At 64.8% G+C, this 24,354-nt stretch carries 17 protein-coding genes; 9 read left to right on the top strand and 8 right to left on the bottom strand.

Annotated features, from left to right (window positions below):
* Positions 1 to 157 precede the first annotated feature (157 nt).
* Entirely contained in the window at positions 158 to 1,318 is a 1,161-nt protein-coding gene (locus tag ACIBI6_RS05060; protein ID WP_396955357.1) for a serine hydrolase domain-containing protein, read from the top strand.
* Here ACIBI6_RS05060 and ACIBI6_RS05055 read toward each other — a convergent pair.
* Positions 1,300 to 5,244, bottom strand: coding sequence for a hypothetical protein (locus tag ACIBI6_RS05055; RefSeq protein WP_396955356.1), 3,945 nt, complete (start codon positions 5,242 to 5,244; stop codon positions 1,300 to 1,302). The genes ACIBI6_RS05060 and ACIBI6_RS05055 overlap by 19 nt on opposite strands.
* A gap of 67 nt (positions 5,245 to 5,311) precedes the next feature.
* Here ACIBI6_RS05055 and ACIBI6_RS05050 point away from each other — a divergent pair, with 67 nt between their 5' ends.
* Entirely contained in the window at positions 5,312 to 6,232 is a 921-nt protein-coding gene (locus ACIBI6_RS05050; RefSeq protein WP_364343834.1) for an LLM class F420-dependent oxidoreductase, read from the top strand.
* On the opposite strand, the gene ACIBI6_RS05045 is transcribed toward ACIBI6_RS05050, so the two are convergent.
* Entirely contained in the window at positions 6,221 to 9,667 is a 3,447-nt protein-coding gene (locus tag ACIBI6_RS05045; protein ID WP_396955355.1) for a DNA-directed RNA polymerase subunit beta, read from the bottom strand. The genes ACIBI6_RS05050 and ACIBI6_RS05045 overlap by 12 nt on opposite strands.
* Positions 9,668 to 9,984: 317 nt before the next feature.
* On the bottom strand, positions 9,985 to 12,009 hold the full coding sequence (locus tag ACIBI6_RS05040) for a CocE/NonD family hydrolase (RefSeq protein ID WP_364354982.1): 2,025 nt from the start codon (positions 12,007 to 12,009) through the stop codon (positions 9,985 to 9,987).
* 278 nt (positions 12,010 to 12,287) lie between these two features.
* Here ACIBI6_RS05040 and ACIBI6_RS05035 point away from each other — a divergent pair, with 278 nt between their 5' ends.
* Entirely contained in the window at positions 12,288 to 12,881 is a 594-nt protein-coding gene (locus tag ACIBI6_RS05035; RefSeq protein ID WP_396955354.1) for a dihydrofolate reductase family protein, read from the top strand.
* A gap of 1 nt (position 12,882) precedes the next feature.
* On the opposite strand, the gene ACIBI6_RS05030 is transcribed toward ACIBI6_RS05035, so the two are convergent.
* Positions 12,883 to 13,614: a TetR/AcrR family transcriptional regulator gene (locus tag ACIBI6_RS05030; RefSeq protein WP_396955353.1), complete on the bottom strand. Its 732-nt coding sequence runs from the start codon at positions 13,612 to 13,614 to the stop codon at positions 12,883 to 12,885.
* Positions 13,615 to 13,687: 73 nt separating this feature from the next.
* Between ACIBI6_RS05030 and ACIBI6_RS05025 the strand changes: the two genes are divergently transcribed.
* Positions 13,688 to 15,205 (top strand): FAD-dependent monooxygenase, encoded by a 1,518-nt coding sequence (locus ACIBI6_RS05025; protein ID WP_396955352.1) that lies wholly within the window; start codon positions 13,688 to 13,690, stop codon positions 15,203 to 15,205.
* Between the two features lie 2 nt (positions 15,206 to 15,207).
* On the opposite strand, the gene ACIBI6_RS05020 is transcribed toward ACIBI6_RS05025, so the two are convergent.
* Positions 15,208 to 15,747, bottom strand: a complete 540-nt coding sequence (locus tag ACIBI6_RS05020; RefSeq protein ID WP_364354970.1) for an LppP/LprE family lipoprotein — start codon at positions 15,745 to 15,747, stop codon at positions 15,208 to 15,210.
* 169 nt (positions 15,748 to 15,916) lie between these two features.
* On the opposite strand from ACIBI6_RS05020, the gene ACIBI6_RS05015 reads away from it, so the two are divergent.
* The 4 genes from ACIBI6_RS05015 (at position 15,917) to ACIBI6_RS05000 (ending at position 20,325) form a co-directional block, all read left to right on the top strand.
* Positions 15,917 to 16,807 (top strand): bile acid:sodium symporter family protein, encoded by an 891-nt coding sequence (locus tag ACIBI6_RS05015; protein WP_364354967.1) that lies wholly within the window; start codon positions 15,917 to 15,919, stop codon positions 16,805 to 16,807.
* Positions 16,808 to 16,874: 67 nt separating this feature from the next.
* Positions 16,875 to 18,596 carry a protein kinase gene (locus ACIBI6_RS05010; protein WP_364354964.1) on the top strand — a complete coding sequence of 574 codons (1,722 nt, stop codon included), beginning with the start codon at positions 16,875 to 16,877 and terminating at the stop codon, positions 18,594 to 18,596.
* A 99-nt stretch (positions 18,597 to 18,695) separates the two neighbouring features.
* Positions 18,696 to 19,064, top strand: coding sequence for a DUF1304 domain-containing protein (locus tag ACIBI6_RS05005; RefSeq protein ID WP_364354961.1), 369 nt, complete (start codon positions 18,696 to 18,698; stop codon positions 19,062 to 19,064).
* Between the two features lie 178 nt (positions 19,065 to 19,242).
* Positions 19,243 to 20,325: a PQQ-dependent sugar dehydrogenase gene (locus ACIBI6_RS05000; protein WP_396955351.1), complete on the top strand. Its 1,083-nt coding sequence runs from the start codon at positions 19,243 to 19,245 to the stop codon at positions 20,323 to 20,325.
* A 6-nt stretch (positions 20,326 to 20,331) separates the two neighbouring features.
* On the opposite strand, the gene ACIBI6_RS04995 is transcribed toward ACIBI6_RS05000, so the two are convergent.
* Complete coding sequence (locus tag ACIBI6_RS04995; protein WP_396955350.1) at positions 20,332 to 21,021, bottom strand: hemerythrin domain-containing protein; 690 nt, start codon at positions 21,019 to 21,021, stop codon at positions 20,332 to 20,334.
* A gap of 145 nt (positions 21,022 to 21,166) precedes the next feature.
* Here ACIBI6_RS04995 and ACIBI6_RS04990 point away from each other — a divergent pair, with 145 nt between their 5' ends.
* The gene (locus ACIBI6_RS04990; RefSeq protein ID WP_396955349.1) at positions 21,167 to 21,817 is read left to right on the top strand and encodes a TetR/AcrR family transcriptional regulator; all 651 of its coding nucleotides are present in this window, start codon (positions 21,167 to 21,169) and stop codon (positions 21,815 to 21,817) included.
* An 11-nt stretch (positions 21,818 to 21,828) separates the two neighbouring features.
* Here ACIBI6_RS04990 and hutI read toward each other — a convergent pair whose 3' ends face one another.
* Together hutI and ACIBI6_RS04980 are read right to left on the bottom strand one after the other, a co-directional pair.
* Positions 21,829 to 22,998, bottom strand: coding sequence for an imidazolonepropionase (gene hutI, locus ACIBI6_RS04985; RefSeq protein ID WP_396955348.1), 1,170 nt, complete (start codon positions 22,996 to 22,998; stop codon positions 21,829 to 21,831).
* A 50-nt stretch (positions 22,999 to 23,048) separates the two neighbouring features.
* A complete protein-coding gene (locus ACIBI6_RS04980) occupies positions 23,049 to 24,353 on the bottom strand; it encodes a formimidoylglutamate deiminase (RefSeq protein ID WP_396955347.1) in 1,305 nt (434 codons plus the stop codon).
* Position 24,354: the final 1 nt, after the last annotated feature.

The raw sequence follows: 24,354 nt of genomic DNA, 5'->3' as shown, positions 1-24,354 counted from the left end.
CGGCGGCGCGAGCACACAGCTAACCGATCGGCATGCCGAGTGGCACATCTGCGCAGTTCACGGGGCACTCACCGGAATTCCGGACCGGAATACCTTTATGTCGGCGCGGTTGCGGTAGCTTGATGCTCGCAACGCCGCGCATGCCGCAGGAGGGGGAATGACTGCCATCAGGGGGACGGTTGCCGCTGCGCTCGTTGTGTTGGCGATGCCCAGCGTCGCGCGGGCTGAAGAACCGGTCGATATCTTGCAGGCGGGTGCCGACGCCGGTGTCGCGAGCGGTTATCCGGGCGTCATCGGTCTGGTCCGGAACGGATCCGAAACGCGCTACGTGCACGCGGGCTACGGCGAGATTTCCAACCGCACCCCCGCCGACCCGAAGGCGCGGTTGCGCATCGGCAGCTTCACGAAGGCGTTCGTGGCAGTGGTACTGCTGCAACTGGAAGCCGAACATCGACTGTCCCTCGACGACCCCATCGACCGCTGGATTCCCGGCGCGGTGCCCGACAGTGCCGGTATCACCGTCCGCCAGTTACTCAATCACACCTCCGGCCTGCCGGAATACACCGACGATCCGAGGATCTCGCTGCCCTATATCGCTGGGGTCGAGAGATGGCCTGCGTGGTCACCCCAGGTGGAAGTCGATATCGCGCTGCAGCGGGGTCGGACCGGAGCGCCCGGCGTGGGGTTCTCCTACGCCAATACCAACTATGTCCTCGCGAGCATGGTGATCACGGCCGTAACCGGTCGACATTCGGCCGACGAAGTGCACGAACGCATCATCGAACCGCTACAACTACGCGACACCACCTACCCGGTCACCGACCCGAACCCGCACGGCAACTGGCTGCACGGCTACACCTGGCAACGGGATATCTCGGTCGCCGATCCACAGATCTACGGCGCGGCGGGCGCGATGATCTCCACCCTGGACGACTTCGCCACCTTCACCCACGCCCTGTTCTCCGGCCGCCTGCTGCCACCCGCGCAACAGACCGAGCTCACCACCACCGTGCCGACACCCGATGCGGGCAGCGGCTACGGACTCGGTGTCCTGCATGCGCAGGCGCCATGCGGTCCGGTCTGGACCTACCTCGGCCGGACGCTCGGCTACGACAATCGGCTCGTCGCCAGCCCGGACGGCAGCCGCATCGTGCTGCTCACCGGCAACGAATTCCACTACCTCGCCGACAACGCCTCCGCCGCAGGGTTTCTCGACGATGCCGCGACGCGAACCTTTTGCGCGCTGTATTCACCCACCCCGCCGCCTCCGCAAGCTCCGTCGGCTGCCACCCCCTCTGATCAGCAGGGCGGACGATAGGCCATCCGCGGCAGATGGGCCCGCCATACCTCGCGGGTCAATACCGCGCGACCGACATCGCAGATGCGCGCTACGGCGTGTTGCGGATCCAGATCCCACATGCTCAGCACGCCATTGCCGGTACCGACCAGATATCGCCCCGCCGGATCGAAGGCCAGCTGCCAGCTCGTGGTGCTCGGCACAGTGATCGAATGGCCGAGCGGTTTCGGATGCGCACGGTCGGTGAAATCCCAGATACGAACCGTCGAATCCGCGCTCGAGGTCGCCATCGTCGCGCTGTCGGGACTGAAGTCGACGGACAGGATATTCAAACCGTGTGTCGCGATCGGCTCGCCCAGTTTGCGCACCGCGGCGGGATCGGAGATATCCCAAGTTTGCAGGGTGTCGGCCGCGAGACTGACCAGAGTCTTATTGTCCGGCGTGATACCGATCCAGCCGAACGGTTTGGTCGGCTCGCTCGGAATCTCGCTCACCACACGGGGTTCGGCCGGATTCGACATGTCCCAGAGTCGGATGACGTATCGATCCTGACCGGTGTCCGTCCGATCCGAGGACATGGTGGCCATCAGCTCGTCGCCGGAGCTGAACATGGCGAATGCGCCCCCGCTCCCGGTGGCCAGCGGCATCCGGCGACCGAGCGGCACCGGATGGGCACGGTCGGCCAAATCCCATACCTGGAACGACCAGGCCGCATCGTCGGCAATGGTCCACAGATAACGACCGCCCGGACTGAACATGGCGGCGAAGACGCCGGGCAGTTCCGCGACCGTGTGCGCGTGCGCGGGATCGCTCACATCGTGCAGCAGCACGCGTGGTGGCGATCCGACCGTCGAGGCGGCCATGTGCCCGTCTCGGCTCAGCGCTGCTCCCGCCGCGTACTGCACGGTGGGGCCGGGCCCGATGTCGGCGAGTTTGCGCAAGTCGGCGCGATCGTGCACATCCCACAGTGCGGCTCGGCCGTTGATCGCACCGGTCACCATGGTGCCCTCGGTGCTGAATGCGGGCGAAACCGGCAACCAACCGAGTCGCCCGGGGAGCACAGCGGGCGCCAGCGACCAGAGCCGAACCATCCCGAGGGCGCCCCCGGCCGCGACGGTATGCCCGTCCGGAGCGAAGGCCAGCGAGTTCTGCGCGTCCTGACAGACCAGGATGGTACCGACCTCGGGACACGGTGACGACGATGCCAGCAGCGGTTCGCCGAGCGGCCTCGGATCGGCGCGGTCAGCGATATTCCACACCGTGACACCGTTGCGGTTGCCTGCGGCGAGGACGTCACTGTCCGGGCCGAACGCGAGCGAGCGCACCGCCGAATCGGCAGTCGCGAGTAGCGAACTGCGGAAGACGGGCCGGACCGGATCGGCGATATCCCACAGTCCGACGGTGGCATCGCCGGTATTCTGCGCCCACGGCGAATCACCCCCACTGCCGACCGCCAGCGTCACACCGTCCGGGGCGATCGCCACCGCCTGCACCGGCCGCGCCGGAATCGGAATCGGCGCGCCCAACGGCGCAGGAGCATCCCCGATGGTCCAGAGTTGGATCGCATCGTCGTATCCGATGGCGAGCCATGATCCCTTGGGGTGGAACGACATTGATCGGATCGGTTGCGGAATCGGCAGCGGGGCACCGATTTTCGTCGGTGCGGCAGGGTTCTGCAGATTCCACAGCGTCACAGTGCGATTGTTGTCGGCCGCCGCGAGCACCCGACCGCTCGGACCGAAGGACACCCGGAACACACCCCCGGCGATCGGGGCCGCTGCCGGGGCCGGATGTCGTGGATCCTCGACATTCCACAGCCGTAATGCCCCGCCGCAGGCCGCCGCGAGAAGTTTCCCGTCGGGGCTGAACGTCACCGAAGTCGCCGCGGCTGCACAGTTCAGCGGCGTGCCCAGGGGCTGCGCACGCGCGCGATCGGCGAGATCCCACAACCGGACCGTGTGGTCCTCACCCGCCGAGGCGAGCAGCGCACCGCCCGGTTGATATGCGACCTGGTCGACCGCGCCGACATGGCCGGACAGCGCAGTGGCCATCGGTAGATTCTGAGTGCTCAGCAATCGCGAATTCACGTCCGGGTCATCGGGTTCGAGGCGATGGGCGACCAAGGCGAGTTGGGCCGACAGGGTGGGATCGGTGGTGCGCAGGCTCTCGGATTCGGCGAGCACCGCCGACAGCAGGGCATTGTCGCGCTGTTCGTCCTTCAACCGGACCTGGCCGTAGGCGGCGATGCCGAGGACCAGCACACCGACGCCGAGCAGGGCGAGCACCGCACGGGTCGCGGCGGCCCAGCGTCGTGATTTGGTTCGAGAACTCTGTGCCGCGGTGAGGAATCCGGTCACCGCTTCGGTGGCCGGATGCCGGTCGGCAGCTTCTTTCGCGGTCGCAAGCCGGGTGCCGCGGTAGAGCAGGGCGGGATCATTGCCCGAGGAGGACCAGTCCGCCGCATCGGCTTCCAACCGTTGGCGCACCAGATAGCCGACGCGGTCCTCCTCGATCCAGGCCCGCAGTCGGGGCCAGGCGCGCAGCACGATTTCGTGGGTGAAGTAGGCGCTGTCGGCATCGGAGGTCACCAGCCTGGCGCGAAGCAGAGTTTCCAGCACCGCATCGGCGGCCTCGGAATCCACTGCACGGGTGATCAATTCGGCGCGGGCGGCGCGCCGCCTGGTGTCGTGACCGTCCGGACCGACGCTGACCAGGCTCAGCAGCAGCGGTTCGGCCTCGATCCGCTGGGTGACGGTGAGTCCGTCCCAGGCCTGTTCGGCCGTCGCCGCGACCGAACCCGTGACCCCGCCCGCCTTGCGATAGCCGGCAACCGTCAGGCGTAGTCGTTCCCGATGTTCCCAGGTCGCCACCATGACATGGGAGAGCAGTGGCAATGCGCCGGGATCGTAGCTGCGCCGGTTCTGGTGATCGCCGAGGCCGCAGAGTTCGGTGACCACCAATTCGACCAAGCCTGCTTCGAGTTCGAGTCCCGCCGCCGAGGCCGGTCCGGTGATGGCCTCGGATAGCTCGCTCAGCCGCATCGGGCCGAGTACATAACCCCGGTTGTTCAGTACGTCTTCGAGAATCGGATAGTCGAGGCAGGGTGCGTAGAAGTCGGCGCGGACAGCCAATACTACGGTACCCCAACGGTTTTCGTGAGGTGTAGCCAGATCCGCCAGCGCAGTGAGGAAATCCTCGCGCTCTTGCTCGTCCTGGCAGGCGGTGAACAATTCCTCGAACTGGTCCACGATCAACAATCCGTATTTGCCGATCGCCCAGTCGGCGGGAACCGCTTCGGCCAGCGCAGTCCGTGGTTGCGCGCCGGGAGTGACAGTCGTTATCTGCCAATCTTTTTCGATCTTCCGGACCGCCGGGATCAAACCCGCGTGCAGCAGCGAGGATTTACCCGCACCCGAAGCGCCGACCAGGGCGACCATGCCGCCCCCGGCGGCGTCGAGCGTGCTCAGCACCAGTTCGGTGAAGTTGGTGGTGGCGCGGGTGCGTCCGAAAAACCATGCGGCATCGTCGGATTGATACGACGTCAATCCCCGATAGGGGCAAACGGCGGTGGCCGGATCGTTGTCGGGTTTCCATGTGACGGCCGCCTGCCACAGCCGCCGCCATTCCTGTAGATCCACCAGTTCGCACTGCACGGGCGCGGCCGACTTCTTGGCCAGATCGGTCAAGGTCAGCAGAATCGGCAGCAGCGTTTCGAATTGCGCCGGGACATTACGGCCGGAGCGCCAGTCGCTGATCCGCTGCAGCGATGCGGTACCGCCCTTGGCCGGTCCGCGGGTAGCCTTCATCCGCGCCTCCGCCGCAGCGGCAACCTGGCGCAGTTTCGGATTGCCCGCAGCCTCGAACAGACTCATCAGACGTTGGGCGAATACCGATCTCGGCGAAACACCCCTGCGTAGATCGGATTCCGATTCGACCGCGCCAACCACCGGCCAATGATAAGCGGCGGTGAATCAGACCCGACCCCCAAGATCAATTTCGGGCACCATGGTCGGCATGGATCTACGCATCTTCACCGAACCGCAGCAGGGTGCGAGCTACGACATGCTGCTCACCGTCGCCAAAGCCACCGAGGATCTGGGTTTCGACGCGTTCTTCCGCTCCGACCACTATCTGGCCATGGGCGGCATCGATGGCGTGCCCGGTCCGACCGATGCCTGGATCACGCTGGCCGGGCTGGCCAGGGAGACCAAGCGCATCCGGCTCGGCACCCTGGTGACGGCCGCCACCTTCCGACTGCCCGGACCGCTGGCCATCCAGGTCGCCCAGGTGGACCAGATGTCCGGCGGCCGGGTCGAGTTCGGACTGGGCAGCGGCTGGTTCGCCGAGGAACATGCCGCCTACGGAATCCCGTTCCCGCAGGACAAGTTCACCCGGTTCGAGGAGCAGCTGGCGATCATCACCGGCCTGTGGGCAACCAAGCTCGGCGATAAGTTCACCTTCGACGGTGCGCATTACGCGATCACGGACTCCCCCGCCCTGCCGAAGCCGGTGCAAAATCCGGTGCCGGTGCTGATCGGCGGGCACGGTGCGAAGCGCACCCCGCGCCTAGCCGCCACATACGCGACCGAATTCAATATGCCTTTCGCCTCGCTCGAGGACAGTGCCCGTCAATTCGACCGCGTGCGCGCCGCCGCGCAGGCTCGCGGCCGCCGCCCCGACGATCTGATCTACTCCAATGCCCTGGTGGCCTGTGTAGGCGCCTCCGATGCCGAGGTGGCGCGCCGGGCCGCCGCCATCGGCCGTGAGGTCGAGGAACTGAAGACCAACGGGCTCGCGGGCTCCCCTGCCGAAGTCGTCGACAAGATCGCCCGCTATGCCGAAATCGGCGCTACCCGTCTCTATCTCCAGATCCTCGATCTCGACGATCTCGCGCACCTGGAACTCATTGCGGCCCAGGTGATGTCACAGCTGTAGATCGTCCACGGTGGCGGATTCGTTGCGGGACAGGTTGATGCCCAGATTCGCCGCTGCCCGATCGATATCGTCCTCGTCGGCGCTGCCCATTTCGATGGCGGCGCCGTCGGAGGACAGTACCTCGACGTTGAGGCACAGCGACTGGAGCTCCTTGAGGAGCACCTTGAACGACTCCGGAATGCCCGGCTCCGGAATGTTCTCGCCCTTGACGATCGCCTCGTACACCTTGACCCGGCCCGCGATATCGTCGGATTTGATGGTGAGCAGCTCCTGCAGCGTGTAGGCGGCGCCGTAGGCCTGCATGGCCCAGCACTCCATCTCACCGAAGCGCTGACCACCGAACTGCGCCTTACCACCGAGCGGCTGCTGGGTGATCATCGAGTACGGACCGGTCGAACGGGCGTGGATCTTGTCGTCGACCAGGTGGTGCAGCTTCAGGATGTACATGTAGCCGACGGCCACCGGGTACGGGAAGGGCTCACCGGAACGTCCGTCGAACAACGTCGCCTTGCCATCCGCGCCCACCATCACCTCGCCGTCGCGGTTGGGCAGGGTAGCGCCGAGCAGCCCGCTGAGCTCTTCCTCTCGGGCCCCGTCGAACACCGGGGTGGCGAGATTGCTGTCGGCGGGCGCGGCGCGCATATCCGCCGGCAACGAGCTGGCCCAATCGGGTGTGCCCTGAATCTGCCAGCCCGCCTTGCCGATCCAGCCGAGGTGGGTCTCCAAGATCTGGCCGATGTTCATACGACGCGGCACACCGTGACTGTTCAGGATGATGTCCACCGGGGTGCCGTCCGGCATGAACGGCATGTCCTCGGTCGCGAGGATCTTGCCGATGACACCCTTGTTGCCGTGGCGACCGGCCAGCTTGTCACCGTCCTGGATCTTGCGCTTCTGCGCCACATATACGCGCACGAGTTCATTGACGCCGGGCGGCAGATCATCGTCGTCCTCGCGCGAAAACACCCGAATACCAATAACTTTGCCCGATTGACCATGAGGAACCTTCAGCGAAGTGTCGCGCACTTCGCGCGCCTTCTCACCGAAGATCGCCCGCAGCAATCGCTCCTCCGGTGTCAGCTCGGTCTCACCCTTGGGAGTGACCTTGCCGACCAGGACGTCGCCATGTCGCACCTCCGCGCCGACGCGGATGATCCCGCGGTCGTCCAGATCAGCGAGCACCTCGTCGGAGACATTCGGGATATCGCGGGTGATCTCCTCGGCTCCGAGTTTGGTATCGCGGGCATCGACTTCGTGCTCCTCGATGTGGATCGAGGTGAGCACATCCTGTTCGACGATGCGCTGCGACAGGATGATCGCGTCCTCGTAGTTGTGCCCCTCCCACGGCATGATCGCCACGAGCAGATTCTTGCCCAGGGCCATCTCACCGTTCTCGGTGCAGGGACCGTCGGCGAGCACCTGTCCGGACTCGACCCGCTGCCCCTCGTCCACGATCGGGCGTTGATTGACGCAATTGCCTTGGTTGGAGCGGGCGAATTTGCGTAACCGGTAGCTCTTGCGGGTGCCGTCGTCGGCCATGACGGTGATGAAGTCGCCCGAAACCTCCTCGACCACACCGGCTTTCGCGTTGACGACCATATCGCCCGAATCGAGAGCGGCACGAAACTCCATACCGGTACCCACGATCGGGGATTCGGAACGGATCAGCGGCACGGCCTGGCGCTGCATGTTCGCACCCATGAGCGCTCGGTTGGCGTCGTCGTGCTCGAGGAACGGAATCATCGCGGTCGCGACCGAAACCATCTGGCGCGGCGAGACATCCATATAGTCGACCTCGTCGGCGGGAACAGATTCGACCTCCTCGCCGAGGCGGCGGGCCAGGATCTTGTCCTCCACCAGGTATCCGTCCGCATCGATCAGCGAATTGGCCTGCGCACGCACATACCGTTCCTCCTCGTCCGCGCTGAGGTACACGACCTCATCGGTGACCCTGCCGTCGACCACCTTGCGGTACGGCGTCTCGATGAAGCCGAACGGATTGACCCGCGCGTACACCGACAGGTAGCCGATCAGGCCGATATTCGGGCCTTCGGGGGTCTCGATCGGGCACATCCGGCCGTAGTGACTGTGGTGCACATCCCGCAGTTCGAGGCTGGCGCGTTCACGCGACAGACCACCCGGGCCCAGCGCCGAGAGCCGACGCTTATTGGTCAGGCCCGACAGCGGGTTGTTCTGGTCCATGAACACCGACAGCTGCGAAGTTCCAAAGAACTCCCTGATCGCCGCGGTGACCGGACGGATATTGATCAGCGTCTGCGGCGTGATGGCCTCGACGTCCTGGGTGGTCATCCGCTCGCGGACCACACGCTCGATCCGCGACATGCCGACCCGGAGCTGGTTCTGGATCAACTCGCCGACCCTGCGCAGGCGACGGTTACCGAAATGGTCGATGTCATCGACCTCAACCGGAACTTCGACACCGCCGGGCGCCGTCATGGTCCTTTCGCCCGCGTGCAACCGGACCAGATACTCGATGATCGCGATGAGATCCTCCTCGGTCAGCACCTGATCCGTGGTGGCGCTGATGCCGAGTTTCTTGTTCATCTTGTAGCGACCGACGCGCGCCAGGTCGTAGCGCTTCTCTTTGAAGAACAGGTTCTCCAGGAGCGCTTGTGCGGACTCCTTGGTCGGCGGCTCACCCGGACGCAGCTTGCGGTAGATATCGAGCAAGGCGTCGTCAGTACCGACCGTATGGTCCTTCTCCAGGGTCGACATCATGACCTCGGAGAAACCGAAGCGCTGCGTGATCTGCTCGGAACTCCAGCCGAGCGCCTTGAGGAAAACCGTCACGGGCTGACGACGCTTGCGGTCGATACGCACACCGACGGTGTCGCGCTTGTCGACATCGAACTCCAGCCAAGCGCCACGCGACGGAATCACCCGCACACTGTGCAGATCCTTCTCGGTGCCCTTGTCGACGCTGTGATCGAAGTACACACCCGGCGAACGCACCAGCTGCGAAACGACGACGCGCTCGGTGCCGTTGATGATGAACGTGCCCTTATCGGTCATCATCGGGAAATCACCCATGAAGACCGTCTGGCTCTTGATCTCACCGGTGTTGTTGTTGATGAACTCTGCGGTCACGAACAACGGCGCCGCGTAGGTCATGTCCTTGTCTTTGCACTCGTCGATGGAGGCCTTGACCTCCTCGAAACGAGGATCAGAGAAAGAAAGCGACATCGACCCGGAGAAGTCCTCGATCGGCGAAAGCTCCTCGAGCACCTCCTGCAGTCCGCCCGTCGAATCACCCACGCCGAGCTCGGCGGCGCGGGTCTCCCATTCCGGGCCGCCGATCAACCAGGCAAACGAATCGGTCTGCACGTCGAGCAGGCCGGGGACCTCCAGCGGCTCCCGGATCCTGGCGAAGGAAATCCGCTTCGGTGCACCGACCGTCCGACTCGATTCTGACAAGGTGCGTCCTTCCCCTCACGCAATGCGCGAACATCGCTTGTCTACTGACGAATTTCGCCCCGGCCACGCACCCGAACGAAACTCGCGCACCACGAAGGAAACATCACCACAGCGGATGATGTTTACAACGATTGGTTCGTGAGGTGGACAGGAGGCAACCAGCGCAACGTCCAAAATTACACTCACACTCATGGAATGTCGAGTGCGGAATCAGAATAGGAACCACTGTTTTTGGGCTACGTCGAACCCACGCTGAATTGCTTCCCATTTATAGAATAACTCGCCGCTCCCGGCTGAGTCAAGCTTTTCGCCACATTTCAGGGGATGGGCCGGTTCGTGGGCAGATTGACGAAGCTCGGCGCATCCGGATCGAGCTGCAGATATTGCGGCTTGAGTTCGGTGGCGTTGAGCATCGGCCGAAATGCCAATGCCTTCGGCGCGTTTCCGGCGAACACATCCACCCGCAGCCGGTGGCCGGGCAGCAAGAGGGCCTGTGTCGGGATGACCGCGATATCCAGCGTCACGGGGTTTCCCGGCACGACGGGCAGCATGCTCTCCAGGGTGATCGGGTTGTACGGGGCGGTGTAATCGCCGCTCGCCGAACGCACGCTCCGCGACTCGTCCACCGCGCGCAGTGACGCGGTGAGCTGGCCGGTGGTCAATACGGTCGATGTGCCGTCGGGCGCGACATCGTTGACGGTGACGTCCCAATAGCCGTCCCTCGCATCGTGAACCGCATTGAGGTGCACATTGATCGGCCCGGAGATCACGGTCGGCTCACTCATCTCCGCACTGGTGAAGGTCAGCCCGTTGCCCTCGGCAATACGGGAATCCTTGGCGCAGATATCGAATGGCGCGGCTAAACCGGCGGAGCCCTGCGCGGTATCGCGTGAGCATGCCGTGGTCATCCCGGGCGCGACCTGCAGGGCGACGCGCTCGTTCGGCTTCGTCGAGGCCAGTGACCCGTCGTGCACCGCGTGCTCGGCGGTATCGCTCGACGCCGAGGACAGGTAGACACGGTGATGTGTGACGTCGCGTTCCGGGAACTGCCCCAAGGTCTTCCAGCCCGAACCCTGCTCCCACAGCGTGATCGGCCCGAAGTCGCCGATGCCGTTGTCGATGCCCTTGAGCCACTTGTCGAACCACACCCGCTGCAGCACATCCAACCGCGGCGGCGCGCCGGGCGCACCGGTACCGGCACCCGGATTCGCATGGTAGGTATCGCCGATCAGTAACTGCTTCTTCGCCTGTGGCAGTGGGATGACGTTGTAAAGTTTGGACGCGCTATTGGCGAAGATGTCATGCCAGCCGCCATACATGAAGGTGGGCACCGTAATTCGCTCCGGATGCCCCAGGATCCCCTGCCGGAATTCACTGTTGTCGTCGAGTGCCGCGGCAAGTGCCGTCGGCACCCGGTCCAGCGACGGGGTGAGCAGCGCCTGGGCGAGCAGATCGGAATTGGTTGTCGGATCGGCCACCCTGGACTGGAGCCATTTCCAATCGAAGGTGCCGTTGAGCATCGCCTGCACATCGGGAATCAGCTTCGTCTGGTTCACATTGTTCAACCACAGCGGCAGGAAGGTCGTGCCGATGCCGCCGCCGGGCGCGACGACATCACGCATGAGATCGCTGCCCGCCTCCACCGGGAAGATGGCTTTCAGTGCGGCAGGGGCGTTTTCGGCCGCCCGCAGTTGATTGATACCGGCATAGGAGCCGCCACTCATACCGACCGTGCCGTTGGACCACGGCTGCTCGGCCGCCCAATCGATCACCTCGAGGGTGTCCAATTGTTCACGCTTGCCGAGGGTGTTCCAGGCGCCCTGGGAGAAGCCGGTACCACGGACGTCCGCGACCACCAACGTGTAGCCGCTGCGGATGAGATTGCGGTCGATGCCGAGCACGGTTTGGATCATGCCGCCGTCGAGTGCGTGCATCAGCTCGCCGAATCCGCTGATCGGCGTGCCGGACAGATTGAGGCGCCGGACCATATCCATGGTGAAAGGCCGCAGCCCGGGCGCGGCGAAGGCCGAATCCACCAGATTGCTAATGAGTTTGGTGTAGGGCGTGAGATTCACGATCGTCGGCAACGGCTTGTCGACCACCGTGTTCGCCGCATCGACGGGCCGATACACATTCGCCTTGAGTATGACGCCGTCACTCATGCGAATCGGGACATCCCAGTCGATATGGACATCGGGGTACTCCTGCGGGCCGTCGTGCATAGCGGTCCATCGCTCACCGAGGGTGCTGTCGACGCTTTGCTCGGCGGTCGCGGAGCCACCAGCACTCGAAGCAAGTGCCACAACGGCGGCGACAACGGTCGCCAGTCGAACCCAACGCATAAGCGCAGGTGCCACTCCATGCCCCGACAACTCGTGATCCCCTCTCGATTGGTACGCAGCATGCAGACAAGGTCGTCCGATCGACGCGCGACGACCATAGCAACCCATTGGCGAATATCCCGCTAGGTTCGGTCCGTTCGGTTCGTCGGATATCCCGCAGACTCGCTGGACCCATTCTGAGGCGTTATCGAACCGTGACCGATCTATGTCGAAGCACCGAGCCGCGCTCCGACCCACGGGTATGCGCCACCGAGGCGTGATGAACCGGAAGGATCGAAATGCGCAAGCTCATCGTCGTCAACATCATGTCGCTGGACGGCTACTTCGAAGGCCCGGGCGGCAATGTCATGGCCCTGCCGATGGACGAATCTTTCGACCGCACCAACCTCGAGCACATCCGGAATGCCGATACCGTCCTGCTCGGCGGCACGTCCTACGGGATGTTCAGCGGCTTCTGGCCGAATGTCGAGCACGATCCGACGTCCTCGACCACCAATCGCGAATTCTCCAAGCGCTACAACGCCATCGACAAGGTCGTGGTCTCCGACCACGCGGAACTTCCACCAGCGGACCACGCCTGGGCGAACAACACCCGCATCGTCGCCCGCTCCGATGTCTACGAGGCGATCGCTCAGCTGAAGCGACAGCCGGGCGGCGATATCGTCGTCTTCGCCAGCCGAATCCTGTGGAACGACCTGCTGATCCACGGCCTGGTGGATGAATTGCATCTGGTGATCGGGGCGACCACGCTCGGCGCGGGCACCCCGATCTTCATCGGCGACCATCCGGCCCTGCGACGGGTGGAAACCCGAACCTTCGAGGACTCCGACAACATCCTCACGCGCTACGTCCCGATCGATGCCGCGAACTGAGTTATCTCGGCAGTCGGAGACGATCCGTGATGCCGTCGAGCAGGCTGGTCAGCGTCCACTCGACGGGGTCGACGCCGGTGGTGGTGGTGCGCGCGGCGATCCAGCGTGCGAAGGCCGGGTAGCGACCGTCGGCGAGGATCGGCGCCAGCATCGGTCGCGCGGCGGCGGCCAGTTCGTCGTCGGTGTGCAGTCCGGCGCGGGCCCGCATGCGGTTCTCTTCGGCGAGTTGCAGGGCGGCGCCGATGAGGTGGCCGTCGACGGCCGCGGTGATCAGCGTCATATCGTCGGCGGCGATATCGAGGGGCTCCAAGAGGGCGAAACGGAAGTCGAAGTAGCGCAGCGCATTCGGCCCGAGCGGCGGTCTGGTATGCACGAGTTCACCGAACCAGAGGTGGCGCTGGATCACCGACCAGGTGGCCAGCGAAAGCTCTTCGAGTGCGGTGCGCCAATGCCCCGAAGGCGTTGCGGGCAGCGGAATCTCGCCGTAGACGGCGTCGATCATCAGGTCGACCAGACCGTCCTTGCTGCCGACATAGCGATACAGCGACATCGGCGTGGACGCACCGACCGCCGTGGCGATCCGCCGCATGGTCAGCGCCCGCGCACCCTCGGCATCAGCCACGGTCAATGCCGCACGCAGGATGCTCGCCCGGCTCAGCGTCGTGGTCGGTCGGCCCGGCGGTTCCGGGAGCGACCAGATCAACGGTCCGGGCGGCGACGAATCCTCACTCATGCCTCCACCTCGCTGGCGCTCGCCCACTGCCACCTCCTTGCCAGGCATTCAACCATTCGTGTACAACGTACACATGATGTACAACGTACACGCACCTCGTGTTCTAATTGCCGGTGGCGGATTGGTCGGACTGTCGGCCGCGCTGTTCCTGCGTCGGCATGGCGTAGCAACGGTGCTGGTCGAACGCAGACCGAGCACCTCACCGCAACCCAAGGCCCGGCGCGTCAATATCCGGACCATGGAACTGTTCGGCCAGCTCGGCATTGCCGAGGAGGTGCTGGACGCGGCCCGCGACCTCGCCGAGTACCAGCAATTCGCGGCCGGTCCGACGCTCGCGCAGGCCGAACGAATCCCCTTCACGCTGCCCGGCGGGGTGCCGGACTGGTCGACCATCACCCCGGCCACCGCCTGCCTGTGTGCCCAGGACCTGCTGGAGCCGGTGCTGCGGCGCATTGCCGTGGCCCGCGGCTGCGATGTGCGATTCGGCGTCGAGTTCGCCGACTTCGTCGACTTCGTCGACGAGACCGATGGCATCACCGCCACGATCCGCGCCGCCGATGGCACGGTCGAGCGACTGCGAGCGGACTACCTGATCGCCGCCGACGGCGCGTCGAGTCCGATCCGCGAGCGGCTGGGTATTCCGCGCGATGGGCGTGGCACGCTCGGCCGAGCCGTCAATGTGTACTTCCGCGCCGATCTCGCCGGGCTGGTGCGCGGCCGCGAATTCAACCTCTGTCAGATCGAGAATGCCGACGCACCAGGAGCTTTCGCCTCGGTCGACGGGTCACAGCGCTGGATATTCACCACCACCGAGGGAGTTGACCGTCCCACGGATGAATGGCCGAGCGTCTTGCGAACGGCCATCGGCGTTCCCGATATTCCGATCGAGCTGGTCAGCGTATTGCCCTGGGAGCCAGGAATGTTCGTCGCCGAGCGATACCGTGTGGGCCGCGTTTTCCTGGCCGGTGACGCCGCACACGTCATGCCGCCCTTCGCCGCCGCGGGCGCGAATACCGGCATCGAGGATGTGCATAATCTCGCCTGGAAGTTGGCGGCTGTACTCCGCGACGAGGCCGATCCGACATTACTGGACACCTACCACGCCGAACGTCGCCCGGTCGGCTGGTATATCGCCGACCAGTCGAGCATCCGAACCGCCGACCTGCGCAGCATGAATCGCGAATCCACCGACGCCACACCACTCGCCGATCCGATCGCGCTGATCCTCGGGAATCGCTACCGTGCGGGTGCGTTCATCGACGACGGCAGCACGCACACCATGACGCATCTGGATCTCACCGGCCAACCCGGCACTCGACTGCCTCATCGCCGGCTTCCCGACGGTCGCTCCACACTCGACCTCATCAAGACGTCCTTTGCCCTGCTGGTCGGTCCAGCAGGCACCGCATGGAAAGCCGATCCAGCGTTGGAAATCCATGAGCTCGACCAGGATTGGCCCGAAACCGTCGGCATATCCCCTGCCGGCGCGCTGCTCGTGCGCCCCGATCAGATCATTGCCTGGCGCATGCCGAGCCTGCCGCCTGATCCGCCCGCCGAGCTGCACACCGCCCTGGATCGCATACTGCGATGATGTTATTTCGGTGGCGTCCCGATCGTCTGGACTTGCTTTCCATCCCAATGGAATTGGACCGGCGTCAACGTGCCGTCCGGGCAGGCATTGCAACTACCCGGCGTCTTGTAGATCACACCGACGGTGTCATCGGTCGTGCGCCCCGGATCCAGCGAAGTGAACCCGAGACTGTCCCGCGTGCCGGTACCGACGAATTCGCCCTTGTGGAACAGCAGCACCTGATTCGGTGAACTACCGGTCGCGCCCTCGACGGTGATGATGACGGCCGATAGCGTGACGCACGGATCGAAGGTGCCCTCGAATCCGGCCGGATCGGTGGACCACGGCACCTTGGTGAGCGGATCGACGGGCAACGTCGCGATGGCCGAACTGATCACCGGCGCGGTCAGATCGACCCCACATTTCGCCGCAGGTGACGTGGTCGCCACCGTAGTGGTCGGGGCGAAATCGGTTATCCGGTCATCGTTATCACCCGAGCCGCATCCGGTCACACAGGTCAGTGCGATACCGAGGCCGAGCAAAACGAGCCGATAAGTCTGCATCGAGGGGAAGCCCTTCAGGTCGGACGAATATCTCGATCGCGCTGCGCACACCATCATCGCATCGTCGAATCCGGCGATCGCCGCGGCCGGTCTCCCACAGGTGGGGTCGCCACGGGGACGGTGAGTCGATAACGTCGATAACCGTCCGAGTCCTGATGAGGAGATCTGAATGGGTTCAACGATTTTCGCCGTGTTCCTACCGCTGGCCCTGGCGCTGGTTATGTTCGGACTCGGGTTGACCTTGACCGTCGACGATTTCGCCAGGGTGCTGCGGTATCCCAAGGCGGCGGTGGTCGCGCTGGTATGCCAGATGATCCTGCTGCCCACGATCTGCCTGGGTCTGGTCTATCTGTTCCGACTCGAGGGTGCGCTGGCCGTCGGGGTGATGTTACTGGTCGCCTCACCGGGCGGGCCGTCGGCGAATCTGTTCAGCCATATCGCCGGTGGCAATGTGGCCCTGAATATCACGCTGACCGCGATCAATTCGATTCTCGCCGTCTTCACCCTGCCGCTTGTGGTCACGCTGTCGTTCACGCTGTTCATGGACGATGACGCCGCGATCGGGCTGCGGCCGGATAAGTTCGCCCAAGTGTTCGCGATCGTGCTGGTCCCGGTCGCGGTGGGGATGTGGGTGCATCGCCGGTTCACCGACTGGGCCGAGCGGATGCGCAAGAACGTCAAGATCGTCTCGGCAGTGGTGCTGCTGTTGGTCGTCGTGGCGGCGGTGGGGCGCGAGTTCGACACGCTGACCGAGAATATCGGCAAGCTCGCCACGCTCAGTCTGTTGCTGTCGACGTTGAGCTTCGTCATCGGGTACACCGTGCCGCGCTTGTTCCGGGTGGAGACCGATCAGGCGATCGCCTCGGCGATGGAGATCGGCATCCACAACGGCGCGTTGGCCATCGCGGTCGCCTCGAGCGTGCTGCACAATTCGCAGATGGCGGTGCCGCCCGCGGTCTACGGGGTGCTGATGAATGTTCCGGCCGCCATCGCCGCATACTTGTTGGCGCGGCAGCTGCGCCGCGCGGCTCCCACACCGGTTCCGGCCGCCACCGGCTAGGGCGGCCGAGCGCGTCGATGGGTAGCCTTTGCGTGTTCGACGTCAGGTGAGAGGACCTCAGTTCGCGATGCGACCGCTCGGCACAGACGATCCCACGCGGATCGGGGACTACCGGCTACTCGGCCTGCTCGGTGCGGGCGGTATGGGCCGGGTGTACCTCGGGCGCAGCGCGGGTGGCCGCACGGTCGCGGTGAAAGTGATACGGCCGGATCTGATCGGCAACGAGTTCCGGGAGCGGTTCCGCCGCGAGGTCACCGCAGCGCGGCGGGTCGGCGGGAAGTACACCGCGCCGGTGCTCGACGCGGATGTGGATTCGACGCCGCCGTGGCTGGCGACCGGCTATGTGGCCGGATTCTCGTTGACCGATGCGGTCGAGCAGTTCGGCACATTCAACGAGAACACGCTGCTGGTGCTCGCGCACGGTCTGGCGGAGGCCTTGATCGCCGTGCACGACGCCGGGATTGTGCATCGCGATCTGAAACCGTCCAATGTGCTGCTCGCCGTGGACGGTCCGAAGGTGATCGACTTCGGCATCGCACGCGCCGCCGAGGACAGCGCACTGACGACCACCGGAAGTGTCATCGGCTCACCGGGCTTCATGTGTCCGGAGCAGGTGGTCGGACCGACCATGGGGCCCGAGGGTGATGTCTTCGCACTCGGCGGCGTGCTCGTTTACGCGGCAACCGGGCAGGGACCGTTCGGCTCCGGCGAGACGGTGCAGATGCTGTATCGGGTGGTGTACGAGGAGCCGCGCCTCGCGGCGGTGCCGGACCGGCTGCGGCCGCTCATCGCTGCCTGTCTGAACAAGGATGTGACAGCGCGGCCGACTCCGCAGCAGTTACTCGATCAGCTGGCCGAACTCGAGGTTCCGGAACGTGTCGGCTGGCTGCCCGCGCCGGTGCTCGAAGAGGTGAGTCGGCGGGCGGTTGCGCTGCTCGATCTGGAATCCGGGCCGGTCGAGGCGGTCGGGCCGGATCCGTCGCGGTCGGCGCCGACGATTTCGCGGCCGATGCCGCAATCGAATTCGGGGCCGCACGCAGCGCCCCATGCGCTGTCGCGGACTGGGACCGATGCGGTGGCTTGGCAGCCCGGAAATACCGCATGGCAATCCGGACCTCCTGGGCCACAAGCTAATTCGAGTCATGGTTATGCGCCCTATCCGCCTGCGCAGGATCGGTCGGGGCCGCAACCTGCCTACTACCACGCGCAGCCTGCGCCGAAGAGTCGGTCACGCCGGAGCGCATTGATCGTCGCGGCTTTGGTGGTGTGTCTCATCGTCGCGGGCGGCGCATTCCTCATCGGCACGCAGCTGACCGACAAGTCCTCCGATTCCGCGGCGACGGTGAGCACTTCGGCGGTGGCAACCACCGTCCCGCGCACGACCACCTCGATGACGCAGACCTCCGAGACGAGCACCTCGGCAGCGGCAACGGACTCCGTGATACCCGAAGCGTTCGTCGGCAAGTGGACCGGCACCGCAAGGGATGCGCTCGCCACCTTCGATGTCGAATTGACCATTCACGACGGGAAAGTCGGCGAGGAGCTCGCCTCCTCGGCCAATACCGGCCAGGCATCGCACAACCGTTGTGAACGCGCCGAACGTCTGACGAATGCGACCGATACCCAGCTCACCTTCGTGGCACGGCTCAGCGGCGGTGCGAGCGGGTGCATGGATGAAGGGTCGACATCGAAGGTAATCCTGCAGCCGGACGGTTCGGTCACCTACAGCTTCAGCGGCGGTTTCAGTGGTGTGCTCGGCGACGTCACCGGCACTCTGCACAAGAATTAGCGCGCGAGATTCATCGGGCGCGCCTTCCTACGCACTCGACGCCCATCGTCCATCCTGTGGACCGACAACGAGCCGAATCCGCGTGAAGGGATCAATCGAATGCGCATAGTAGCCGAAGTGCTGGTCGGCCTGGTGGCGTTGCTGCACATCTATATCTTGGTCATGGAGATGTTCCTGTGGACCACGCCGCGAGTGCGCGCGTCCTTCGGCAGCACCGTCGAATTCGCCGAGCAGACCAAGGTTTTGGCCGCCAACCAGGGCCTCTACAACGGCTTCCTGGCGGCCGGTCTGATCTGGGGCATCATCGCCTCGGACCCGGTCGGATTCGCCGCGATGATCTTCTTCACCGCATGTGTTGTCGTCGCCGGAATCTACGGTGCTGCGACCGCGAACCGTCGGATCCTGATCGTTCAGGCGCTGCCCGGCGCGATCGCCCTGGTCGCCGTCCTAGTGGCGGGCAGCAGCTAACCAACGCTTGCCGAACCGACCGATGCGCGCGAGCTCGCCCGATGGCCGTGGTCCAGGACAGCTTCGCGACTCACATGGTGGATAGCGCCGTCGACACTAGTCCTGATGCCGTGGCGGGTAGGCGTGCGAGCGGGCACGATCGAGATAGCACCCCGAATGATCAATCGGAGGGATACGCATGCGGAGATTCATCGGGATCGTGATCGCCGTGCTGATGGTGGGCGCGGTTACCGGATGCGGCGGCGATTCCGGTTCCGAAGCGAGCGTCGTCACGAGCACCGCACCAAGTACGCCGTCGGGTGTGCCGGATCTGGCGGCGGGGCAGGAGATCGTGCGCGATATCGATGTGCCGTGGGGGCTTGCCTTCCTGCCCGATGGTGGTGTCTTGGTCGCAGAGCGGGATACCGGCCGAATTCTGCGGGTGGTGCCCGGCCGCCCGGCCGAGAAGGTGTACGAGGTTCCCGGGGTGGTCGCGCGGGGCGAGGGTGGTCTGTTGGGGCTGGCCGTGGCGGCGGATTATGCCGAAACACGGTATGTCTATGCGTATTTCACCGCTGCCGACGATAATCGGATCGTGCGGTTCCGGCTCGATGGGCAACCGGAAGTCATCTTCGCCGGTATCGCCAAGGCCGGGAACCACAATGGCGGACGGATCGCATTCGGGCCCGACGGCATGTTGTATATCGGTACCGGAGATGCGGCGCAGGGCAATAGATCTCAGGATCCGGCGAGCCCCAATGGCAAGATCTTGCGGCTGACGCCCGATGGCGCTGCGGCACCGGGCAATCCAACGCCCGGTTCGCCGGTTTACAGCCTGGGGCACCGCAATGTGCAAGGTCTGGCCTGGGATCGTTCAGGCAGACTCTTCGCCGCGGAGTTCGGTCAGGACGCGTTCGACGAGATCAATCCGATCGAGCCGGGCCACAACTACGGCTGGCCGATCGTCGAAGGTATGGGCGGCACGGAGCGGGGATTCACTGACCCGCAAGTCATTTGGAAACCTTCGGAGGCATCGCCGTCCGGCATCGCCATATCCGGCGACACCCTCTATGTGGCGGCGCTGCGCGGCGAACGATTGTGGACGGTTCCACTGCGCGACGGCACGCTGGGCACACCGCAGTCCTGGCTGCCCGACCTGGGCCGCCTGCGCACGGTGGCAATAGCCCCGGACGGCGCACTGTGGCTGACCACCTCCAACACGGACGGCCGCGGCGACGTCCGTGCCGGTGATGATCGGATCATCCGCTTCCCGGCGCGCTGAATTCGACTATCTGACAACCTTTCCGACCGAGCGCAGATCGCGACGCAGCAGTGCGGTCTCCCGTGCGTGGCCACGGCGGCCGAACACTCGATACAGCAGCCGGACGGGAACCGGGACTTCTCGCAGGAATTCCGACCATTCGCGCTCATCGGCCTCCTCGGCGATATGACCGAGGAATACCAGGGCCCGCCCTTTCGAGAACGACGCCATACCGCGCTTACCGAGCTCGGCCCACTCCGATGCGGTCAAGGTCGCCGCCACTATCGGCAGTGCCGTATCTTCTTCCAGGCGAAGATGTTCGGTGAGGGCCTCGTGTAGTCGGCGCAGCCCTTCGGCCAGCAGGTCGGTCGTTTCCGCACCGCCCTGATGTTCCCATTCGGACAGTTCGGCATCGAGACGCCGCATGATCGCATCGATCTGTTCGTGCTGGGTTTGCATGAGATCGAGCACCGTCGAATCCAGTTCCGCCGAAAGCAGTTTCGGCCATACCAGTTCGTCCTCATTGCGGTGCTGACGATGCAGCGCGGCAAGCATCTCACGTGCATGTGCACTCACTCGCGTCACCTGTTCGGCATCCGTGGGCGAGGTGGCCTCGACAATGTCTGCCAGCAAACGGAATTCGCGACGGAACACGCGGTGCACGAGCACCATGTCGTGGGTTCGACAGCCCAGGTCCTCGACAACCCGGCGGCTCATAACTCCTGCTCCAGCGCAGATCGAACATCCCCGATAGTCATTTAGTTCCTCCCGATACTAAATGCACTCCTGTGCAATAAGTGCAACTTAGTATAGTTTTGGCCGAGGCAGCACTGTCAAGATGGCACTCGGAGGACAAGCAGGAATGACCGAGCACCGCGCCCAGGTCAGCGAGACCAGCCAGGTCGAAGAAACCGCCCAGCTCACATCGGGCCGCGTCGCCCAGCGCCGACGCACCCGCAAAGCCATCGTCGACGCCTCCATGACATTGCTGAACCGCGGCATAGAACCCTCGGTCAATGACATCGCCGCCGCCGCGGACGTATCCAGACGCACTGTCTACCTGCATTTCCCAACTCTCGACCAGTTGATGCTCGATGCCACCATGAGCCTGCTCAGCGCGAACACCGATGAGGCGCTGACGAATATCCGTTCCGACGACCCGCGCGTACGCATCGGCGAATTGGCGCGGGCGATGGGTGCGCAGATCACCGAGCTGCTACCGATGGGGCGGCGGCTGGTGAAGCTCACCGTCGACCCGCCCGCGCAGGACGCACCGCCGCCCGGGCATCGTCGGGTGCGTTGGATCGAATGGGCGCTCGAACCATTGCGTGACCGCATGCCCCAGCCGCAATTCGACGATCTCGTGTCGAGTATTGCGCTCGTGGTGGGCTGGGAGGCGTTCATCGTGCTGATCGATGTACGCGCACTGGAACCCGACGTGGCCGTCGATGTATGTGCCCGCACCGCAATGACTCTCGTGGATGCCGCCCTCCACTCGCTCGAAAACTCATAGGCCGCGGCCGGTCACCCGGTGGCACTCGGCCATTCGGTCGTCGGAATGCGTTGCCCCAAGCGCCAAACGGCAAGCGTCAGTGGGACGCCTGGGCGGTACGCCAAATGGGTTACCGAGGGAGCGTCGAGTACCTGGAGATCGGCGCGCGTACCGACCTCGATGACCCCCACATCGTTGCGGCGCAACGCTTTCGCACCCGCGGCCGTTGCCGCGTACACCGCTTCGGCGATCGAGAGGCCCATTTGGAGTACCGACGTTGCCACGCAGTAGGCCATCGACGTGGTGTAGGAGCTGCCCGGATTGGCATTGGTAGCCAGGGCTACGATCGCGCCCGCGTCGAGCAGTGCGCGGGCCGGAGCAAGAGGCTGTCGGGTGGACAAATCGCAGGCAGGCAGGACGGTGGCGACGGTGTCCGAGGCGGCGAGGGCATCGACATCGGCTTCGGTGAGGTGGGTGCAGTGGTCCACGCTCGCTGCGCCGTGACGGACCGCCAGTTGCACGCCGGGGCCGGCGCCCAATTGATTGCCGTGTACGCGCAACCCGAGTCCGCGTGCGGCGGCGGCGCGCAGGACGCGATCGGACTGAGCTTCGTCGAAAGCGCCTGTCTCGCAGAAGACATCGGCCCAGCGCACATGCGGTGCGACCGCGTCGAGCATATCGCCGCAGACGAGGTCGACGTAGGTTTCGGCGTCGGTACCGGGCGGGACCAGGTGTGCGCCGAGGTAGGTCACCTCGTCGGCGATGGCGGCGGCGATTCGGGCCGAACGTGCCTCGTCGGGGACGCTCAGGCCGTATCCGGTTTTGGTCTCCAGGCAGGTCGTGCCCTGGCGGTAGGCCTCCGCGACATGGCGGCTCAGGTTGGCTGAAAGCTGTTCGTCGGAGGCACTTCTGGTGGCGGCGACGGTCGTCGCGATACCACCGGCACGGTAGGGCTGGCCAGCCATTCTGGCCTCGAATTCGGCGGTGCGATCACCGGCGAAGACCAGGTGGGTGTGACTGTCGACCCAGCCGGGCAGCGCGGCGCGGCCGCCGATATCGACACGATAATCTGCGGCCGGTGCGGAGCTCGCCGGGCCGATCCAAGCGAAGCGTTCACCATCGAGCACCACCGCGGCATCGTGCAGCGGGCCGTCCGGTGCGTTGGTAGTCAGCTCACCGATTCCAGTGATGAGGGTCGACACGGTGGCCTTTCTGTCGGTGGAGATTCTGGTCTCGTCGTTGCCGCAAGCTGTCACGGTGGGCACAAGGCCCGAATCTCGTCTCGCAGAATGATTTCGGGGGCCTCCACCAGCAAATGGCGGCCCTCCGAGACCACCTGCCGCCCGGCGATCAGCACCGCGCGGATATCCGCGGCCGAGGCGGCGAACAATGCGGCCGTGGGTGCGGTGCCGGCGGTCCGGATCGAGTCGAGATCTACGGTGACCAGATCGGCAGCGGCACCCGCTTCGATGCGGCCCACTTCGGGCCAGCCGATCGATGCGTGATCGGTTGCCGCACTGAACAACTCCGCGATCTGGAATCGTCCACGAGTGCGGGATGCGAGGCGTTCGTTCAACTCCAGTGCACGCCACTCTTCGAAACCGTCGACGCTCGCGTGACTATCAGTGCCGAGGCACAGCCGGACTCCAGTGTCGAGAAGTTCGCGGGCCGGGCCGATGCCGTCGCCGAGATCGCGTTCGGTGGTCGGGCAGAAGCAAGCCCTCGACCGCGCGTCCGCCAGCATCTGGATATCGGCGGGTCTCATATGTGTGGCATGCACGGCTACCGTGTCCGGACCGAGCAACCCGCTTCGAGCCAATAGAGCGGTCGGCGTAAGCCCATGTGCAGCAAGGCAATCACGGTTCTCGCCCGGTTGTTCCGAGAGGTGGACGTGCACCGGCCGACCATCTGCCTGTTGGGCGACCACCGCCAGCGCCTGCGGCGGTACCGCGCGCACCGAATGTGCGGCGACACCGGTGCGCACCAGCTCCGACTCCGGTTTGAACGCGGCGGCGCGCTCGGCCCAGGTCGCCGCATCACCGTCGCTGAAGCGAAGCTGGTGTTCGTTCGGCGGTTGACCGAATCCGCCACTGAGATAACAGGTATCGAGCAGGGTGAGCCGAATTCCCGCATCCCGTGCCGCTGCGGCCAGCGCCGCGCTCATCGCATTCGGATCGGCGTAGGTTACGCCGCCGGGTGCGTGATGCAGATAGTGGAATTCGCCGACGCTGGTGTATCCGGCGAGCACCATCTCCGCGTATACCGCGCGGGCGAGCCGGTAGTAGGAGTCAGGATCCAGCCGATCGGCGACGGCATACATCCGTTCCCGCCAGGTCCAGAACGAGCCTCGGGCATGGTGGGTGCGTCCGCGCAAGGCGCGATGGAAGGCGTGTGAGTGCGCATTCGCGAAACCGGGAACAGTCAAGCCGCGCAATACGTTTCCATTCGGCTCGGTTCCCCGGGCCACTGAGCGGATCGTCGATCCGGTGACATCGATCGTCACCCGTTCGGCCAAACCATCTGGCAGCCAGGCGTATTCGGCCCAATAGACGCTCATT

Source organism: Nocardia sp. NPDC050412 (genome assembly GCF_044458825.1).
Lineage (GTDB): Bacteria > Actinomycetota > Actinomycetes > Mycobacteriales > Mycobacteriaceae > Nocardia.
Note: the sequence above shows the minus strand (reverse complement) of the source record. Positions and strands in the feature narration are given on the sequence as shown.